This is a genomic window from Allobosea sp. 05T439 (genome assembly GCF_056396005.1).
In genome coordinates, this window is sequence record NZ_JBFTKP010000088.1 from 1 (window position 1) to 7,416 (window position 7,416).

Sequence of the window (7,416 nt, forward strand, 5' to 3'; positions counted from 1 at the left end):
GGCGTGCTCKAGGAGTTCCATGCCTTTCCCGGCACGGAGCTGATCGCGGCGCTGCGCGAACGTCTCAGGAACGAGGACAAGGCCGGATTTCTCGCTCTTGCGAAGCGCATCTCGGTCGACATCATCACAGGCAACTACAAGCATGACGCAGGCGAACGGCAGGCGGCCGATCTCTCCCTCCCCGAACCCGCGGATCTGCTGCCGCCGGCACTTGGCGAAACCCAGACGCATCGGCCCTATTTCGAACTGCTGATCGTATCGCCCGCGCCGCCCGCCCGATGGCCCCACATCGCCGGCGAGTTCCGCAGGCTGCGACGGCAGGAAGATGCCTTCATCTATGAATCCGTGCTGGTCGGAAGTCTCGAGGACGCTGTCTGCGCCGCGGTGATGAACCCCGACATTGCAGCGGTCGCGATCTATGAGGGCTTCGCGCTGCGCTCTCGCCATGACGCATCGGTGCTGAGAAATGTGCTCGCCACCCAGCAACCCTTGCTGCAGGAGGCGGACGAGGCCGACCTKTCGCTGCGCCTGGCTGCGGGGTTGAAGGCGATCCGGCCGGAACTCGACATCTACCTTCTGTCGGATCGCCGGGTGGAAAAGCTCGCCGGCGATCCCCGCGCAGCCATGATCCGGCGGGTCATGTACCAGATCGAGGAGCCGCTCGAACTCCATCTCTCRCTGCTGGAGGGCATCCAGGCSCGCTTCGAGACMCCCTTCTTCGACAATCTCAAGCGCTATGCGCAAAGACCGATCGCCACCTTCCACGCGCTGCCGATCGCGCGTGGCAAATCTGTTTTCCGCTCGCCCTGGATCCGCGACATGGGGCAGTTCTACGGCATCAACCTCTTCCTGGCGGAGAGCAGCGCGACRACGGGCGGGCTCGACAGCCTGCTGGAGCCCACGGGCAACATCAAACGGGCACAGGACATGGCTGCGAGGGCCTTCGGCGCCGAGCACGTGTTCTTCGTCACCAACGGCACCAGCACCTCGAACAAGATGGTTCTGCAGGCGCTGGTCGCTCCGGGCGATATCGTCATCCTCGACCGCAACTGCCACAAGTCACATCATTACGGGCTGGTGCTGAGCGGAGCGCAGCCCTTCTATGTCGAAGCGTTCCCGATGGCGGAATTCTCGATGTATGGCGCGGTCCCGCTGCGCACCATCAAGAAGGCGCTGCTCGACCTGAAGTCCGAAGGTCGGCTCGACCGGGTGAAGATGCTCGATCTCACCAACTGCACCTTCGACGGCCATATCTACAACACGCGGCGCGTCATGGAGGAATGCCTGGCGATCAAGCCAGACCTKATCTTCCTCTGGGATGAAGCCTGGTTCGGATTCGCGCGCTGGTCGCCCTTCCTCCGRCCTCGGACCGGCATGGGCGCAGCCRSCGACATCGAAGCCTGGGCGCARACGCCCGGAGCAGTCGAACAGTTCGAGAAACAGCGCGCCGAACTCGGYAATGCGCCTTCAGCCGASAAGCTGCTGCAGACGCGCCTCATTCCCGATCCGCGCGCCATTCGCCTGCGGGTCTATCAGACCAACTCGACCCACAAGTCGATGTCGGCCATCCGCCAGGGCTCCATGGTGCTGGTGAAGGATGTCGATTTCCACACGATCGAGGCCCAGTTCCACGAGGCGATCTTCACCCATGCCTCGACCAGCCCGAACCAGCAGCTGATCGCAAGCCTCGATGTCGCCCGTCGCCAGATGGAGCTCGAAGGCTACGGCCTCGTCATGAACGCCATCGAGATCGCTCTCGACATTCGCCGCGAGATCAACTCGCATCCGCTGATCTCCAAGTATTTCAGCATCGTCGGTGCCGATGGGATGGTGCCCAAGGAGTACCGCTCCAGCGGCTTCGTCGACTTCCTGGCTCCGGGAACGCGCTGGGATGATCAATTGCGCAGCATGCGCGAGGATGAGTTCTGCCTCGACCCCACCCGCATGACCCTGGTCTGCGGCACGGCTGGCTTCGATGGTACCAGCTTCAAGGGCCTGCTTGCCTCCGAATACAACATCCAGCTCAACAAGACCTCGCGAAACTCGGTTCTGCTGCAATCGAACATCAACAACACGCGCAGCGATGTCGCGCTTCTGATCAGCGTGCTCCTGAAGATCTGCAGGAGCATCGATACAAGGCTCAAGCACGGTGGCGAGGCGGAGCAGACGGCCTTCGCAGCGCGCGTCAAGGCGCTGATGAAGGACGTGCCCGATCTGCCGAATTTCAGCCATTTCCACGAAACGTTCCGGCAGGACGCAGGTGACAAGACCCCGGAAGGGGACATCCGCACCGCATTCTTCGCCGCCTATTCCGAGAAGCAGTGCGAGTATGTGCCGATCGACAGCCCCGAATGCGACCGGCGCCTCAAGGACGGGCCGGACATGGTCTCGGCCAATTTCGTGATCCCCTACCCGCCCGGCTTCCCGATCATGGTGCCCGGCCAGGTCATCACGCACGAAACGATCACCTTCATGCGCAAGCTCGATGTGAAGGAGATCCATGGCTACGAGAAGGCCAAGGGCCTGAAACTGCTCAGAACGGACGTGCTCGCCGGGAAGAAGAGCGCCAATCACGAAACAGCCCGCAAGAAACCGCGGGCTGCCTAGGCGCCCTYGCCAGCGAAWGCGCGGCAGYTCKGSGCYGCCAAATAGGGAGATCGGCATGTTCGAATGGTTCGCCAGTACGCTTCGCAGCTATCCGGAGATCGCGCTCTTTCTGTCCCTGGCGATCGGATACTATGTCGGCGGCTTCGCCTATAAGGGCTTCAGCCTCGGGGCGGTCACCTCCACGCTGATCGCGGCCGTCCTCATCGGCCAGCTCGGGATCACGATCTCCCCGAACGTCAAATCGACGTTCTTCCTGATGTTCCTGTTCGCCGTCGGCTACGGCGTTGGCCCGCAATTCGTGCGAGGCATCGCCAAGGACGGCGCGCCCCAGGCGATCTTTGCGGTCGTCGTCACCGTGTTCTGCCTCGCGATACCGGTCATCATCGCAAAGATCGCCGGCTACCATCCGGGCTATGCGGCGGGCCTCTATGCCGGCTCGCAGACGATTTCGGCCTCGATGGGCCTGGCGACCGATGCGATCAATCGCCTCGGTCTCTCGCCGGAACAGACCAAGGAATGGCTCGACGCGATGCCCGTCGCCTATGCKGTGACCTATATCTTCGGCACAGTCGGATCGGCCGTCGTCCTCGCCCAGCTTGGACCCAAGCTTCTCGGCATCGACCTCGTCCAGGCCTGCAAGGACTATGAGGCGCGGCTCGGCGGCGACAAGGAGCTTGGCGGCCCGGGTTCTGTCTGGCGGCGCTTCGAGCTGCGCGCCTTCAAGGTGCGAAGCGGCGCCAGGGTTGTCGGCATGCGCGCAGTCGATGCCGAGGCGCTGGTTCCCGATGCGCGGGTCTTCGTCGAACGCATCCGCCGCAATGGCATCATCGAGGACGCGACCACCGATACCATTCTGCAGGAGGGCGACATCGTCGCCATTGCCGGCCCGCGGGAGGTTCTCGTCAACCTGATCGGCCAGGCCGCCGAAGAGGTCGAAGATGCCGAGCTCCTCGACGTCAAGGCCGAGGGTGTCGACGTCTACGTCACCAGCAAGGATGTCGACGGCAAGACGCTCGCGGAGATTTCGCATATGCCGCAGGCGCGCGGCGTCTTCCTCCGGAAGATCGTGCGGGGCGCGACCGCCACCAGTATCCCGATCCTCGCCAACACCGTGATCCAGCGTGGCGACATCCTGACGATCGTCGGCCGGACCCAGGACATTGCCGCCGTTGGCAAGGTCATCGGCCATCCCGACCGGGCCAGCGACGTCGCCGATGTCGCCTTCATCGGTGCTGCCATCACGCTTGGCGCCCTGGTCGGCGCTCTCGTGTTCAAGGTCGGCGGTGTCCCGCTGACCCTCTCGACAGCCGGCGGCGCGCTGATTTCCGGCCTGGTCTTCGGCTGGCTCCGCTCCGTGCGCCCGCTCTTCGGCCGCATCCCAAGTTCCACCGTCTGGTTCATGAACTCGGTCGGCCTGAACATCTTCATCGCGTGCGTCGGAATTTCCGCCGGCCCCGGCTTCGTCAAGGGGCTGCAGACGCAAGGCCTTGGCCTCTTCCTCTGGGGTGCATTGGCCACCGCGATCCCGCTCATCCTGGCGATGTTCGCCGGCAAATACATATTCCGGTTCGATCCGGCCATTCTGCTCGGGGCCTGTGCCGGCGCCCGCACCACTACGGCGGCGCTCGGCATGATCTGCGAGACCGCAGGAAGCCAGGTTCCGGCTCTGGGCTACACCGTGACCTATGCGGTGGGAAACACCCTTCTGACGATCTGGGGCATGGTGATCATCATGCTGCTGACCTAACGGCGACACTTACTGACGCATTCGTTGCACATGAAGAACATGGGGAAATGCCATGGACCTGGTGAAGTTACGCAGTTTCGCAACCCTCAGCCCGTTCGAAATCAAGGACGAACTGATCCGTCTCGCAAAACAGACCGCGCAGACCTCCTCGATCGCCCTTCTGAATGCCGGCCGTGGCAATCCGAACTGGGTCGCGATGACGCCGCGCGAGGGCTTCTTCCTGCTCGGGCAATTTGCGATCACGGAAAGCAGGCGCGTGATGCACAAGGCCGCCGGAATCGGTGGCATGCCCAAGGCCGAGGGTATTGCCGATCGGCTGGAGAGCTGGCTGGCGGATCACAAGGACTCGCCCGGCGCCACCTTCCTCCGAGAGATGGTCGCCTTTGCCATCAATAAGTTCAGCTTCAAACCAGACGCCTTCGTGCACGAGCTCGTCGACTCGATCATCGGCGACAATTATCCGGTGCCTGACCGCATGCTCGTGCATAACGAGCGCATCGTGCATGAATACCTGATGTGGGCGATGTGCGGGGAGCCGCACCCATCCGGCCAGTTCGACCTCTATGCCGTCGAGGGCGGAACGGCCGCGATGTGCTACATCTTCAAGTCGCTGAAGGCCAACCGGCTCCTGAACCCGGGCGACACGATTGCCCTGGCGACCCCTATCTTCACGCCCTATCTCGAAATGCCGCATCTTGAGGATTACGGCCTCAACATCGTTTCGGTGGCCGCGCCTCAGGAAAACCGCTGGCAGTTCACCGACGAGGAACTCAAGAAGCTTGAAGACCCCAAGGTCAAGGCCTTCTTCGTCGTCAATCCGGGCAATCCCTATGCCGTTGCCCTGAGCGAGGAGACGATCGCCAAGATCGTGAAACTGGTCCAGACCAAGCGTCCCGACCTGATCATCCTCACCGACGACGTCTACGGCACCTTCGTCAAGGGTTTCCGTGGCCTGCTCGGCGCGCTCCCGCAGAATACAATCGGGGTCTACTCCTACTCGAAATATTTCGGGTGCACCGGCTGGCGGCTCGGCGTCATCGCCATCCACCGCGACAACATCCTGGACAAGGCGATCGCGAACCATCCGGAGAAGATCCTGACGGTGCTCGATACCCGCTATGGCCCGATCACGCTCAAGCCGCGCGAACTGAGACTGATCGACCGCATCGTCGCCGACAGCCGCGACATCGCCCTGAATCACACGGCCGGCCTGTCGCTGCCGCAGCAGGTGATGATGACCATGTTCTCGCTGTCCGAGATGATGGACGAGGCCAAGCTCTATCAAAAGACCTGCATGGATATCGTGAAGTCCCGCGTCGACCGGATGATCGAAGGATTGGGCATCGATGTGCCCGACAATCCCCTGCATGATCGCTATTACGGCCTGATCGATTTCGAGTTCTGGGCGAATAAATATGTCGGCCCCGAGGTGGTGAGCTATATGAAGGAGCACGTCCATCCGCTCGACATCGTCTTCCGCCTCGCCGAGGACCACGGCATCGTGCTCTTGAACGGCGGCGGCTTCCACGCCCCCGATTGGTCGGTGCGCGTCTCCTTCGCCAATCTTGACGACGAGGTCTACAGCCAGATCGGCCGCGCTACCCGCGCGGTGGCGCGTGGCTACCGCCAGGCCTTCGATGCCTACAATCTCGCTCTCGCCAAAAAGCCCTGACGCGCGAGAGCGGCAGGAGTGAAGGTGTGGGCAGGTGATTTCCTGCGTTCGGCAACCATCGGACATTYGATCAGTCACGACTTGATCGSATGTCCGAGTTCAATGCTGCGAGGCAAAGCATGAACTACATCGTCGATGCCCTGCGCAATAATCCCGAGCTCGCCATCTTCCTGACGATCGCTCTCGGCTTTCTCATTGGAAAGGCGAAAATTGGCGGCTTCAGCCTCGGCGTCGTTGTCGGCTGCCTGCTGGCGGGCGTCCTGGTCGGCCAGCTCGACATCAAGGTGCCGGCCGCCGTGAAGACGGTCTTCTTCGACCTCTTCCTCTTCACGACCGGTTACAAGGTCGGTMCGCAGTTCTTTCGCGCCTTGAAGCGCGATGCGCTTCCACAAATGGCGCTAACGGTGGTGCTCTGCGTCACGTGCCTGCTGGTGGCGCTCGGCTTCGCGAAACTGCTGAACTTCGACATGGGTACTGCGGCCGGACTTCTCGCCGGGGCGTTTTCGGAATCGACCGTCATCGGAACAGCGGGCGAAGCGATCCAGCGTCTCGACCTACCGCAGGCCGAGCGGACGGCGCTCATCAACAACATCCCTGTCGCCTACGCCGTCACCTATCTCGTCGGGACGGCGGCCCTGGTCTGGTTCCTGCCGAAGGTCGGTCCCAAGCTCATGGGCATCAACCTTCGCGAGATCGCGGCACAGCGCGCCGACAAGGCCGGACCGGGCAGCGATGCCGAAGGCGTCACCTCGGCCGCCCGCCTGTTCGACGTTCGCRCCTATCGCGTCGAAAACCCGGTTCTGACCAACAAGACGATCACCGAGATCGAAGCCCTCATCAAGGAGACCCGTGCCTTCATCCTGCGCGTTCGCAGCGGGGTGGTGCTGTTCGGCCACGCTTCGGATCGCAGGATCCAGGCGGGCGACATCATTGCCATCATGGCAAGACACGAAGTTCACGCCGCCCGCGGCGACCTGATCGGCCCCGAGGTGAGCGATCCCGAGCTGCTCGACATTCCGCTCGAGGCGCTCAACGTCATCGTGACGTCCCGCAGCATCGACGAGAAATCGTTGGCGGAACTGGCCCAGGCCGAATTCGCGCGTGGCGTCTTCCTGTCCAAGCTGACACGCTCAGGCATCGAGATGCCGATCGAGCCGACGACACGCGTCAATCGTGGCGACGTCATGTCGCTGGTCGGGCCGCTGCCGGAAGTCGAGCGGGCCGCGACCGAGCTCGGCTACCCCGACCGCCGCACCTCCGCAACCGACATGGTCTTCGTCGGCTTCGGGATCTTTCTGGGCGGATTGTTCGGTTTGCTGACTCTGGTCGTCTGGGGGGTGCCGCTGACCCTGACCGCGAGCGGCGGCGCCCTCTTCATGGGGCTCGTCTT

General features: G+C 62.8%; 4 protein-coding genes. All 4 read left to right on the top strand.

Annotation, left to right across the window (positions count from 1 at the left end; translation table 11 throughout):
• The coding region (locus AC1DIO_RS34750) for a decarboxylase (protein WP_476854898.1) at positions 1-2,607 on the top strand (2,607 nt) is incomplete at its 5' end.
• A 55-nt stretch (positions 2,608-2,662) separates the two neighbouring features.
• Complete coding sequence (gene aspT, locus AC1DIO_RS34755) at positions 2,663-4,354, top strand: aspartate-alanine antiporter (protein ID WP_441509114.1); 1,692 nt, start codon at positions 2,663-2,665, stop codon at positions 4,352-4,354.
• A 52-nt stretch (positions 4,355-4,406) separates the two neighbouring features.
• On the top strand, positions 4,407-6,026 hold the full coding sequence (aspD, locus tag AC1DIO_RS34760; RefSeq protein ID WP_476769973.1) for an aspartate 4-decarboxylase: 1,620 nt from the start codon (positions 4,407-4,409) through the stop codon (positions 6,024-6,026).
• A gap of 119 nt (positions 6,027-6,145) precedes the next feature.
• Positions 6,146-7,416 (top strand): aspartate-alanine antiporter-like transporter (locus AC1DIO_RS34765; protein WP_476854899.1); only part of this gene is annotated, 1,271 nt, incomplete at its 3' end.

Bases quoted from the DNA above. Each gene is read 5' to 3' on its own strand.
- aspD (WP_476769973.1), top strand. From the start codon at position 4,407: ATGGACCTGGTGAAGTTACGCAGTTTCGCAACCCTCAGCCCGTTCGAA.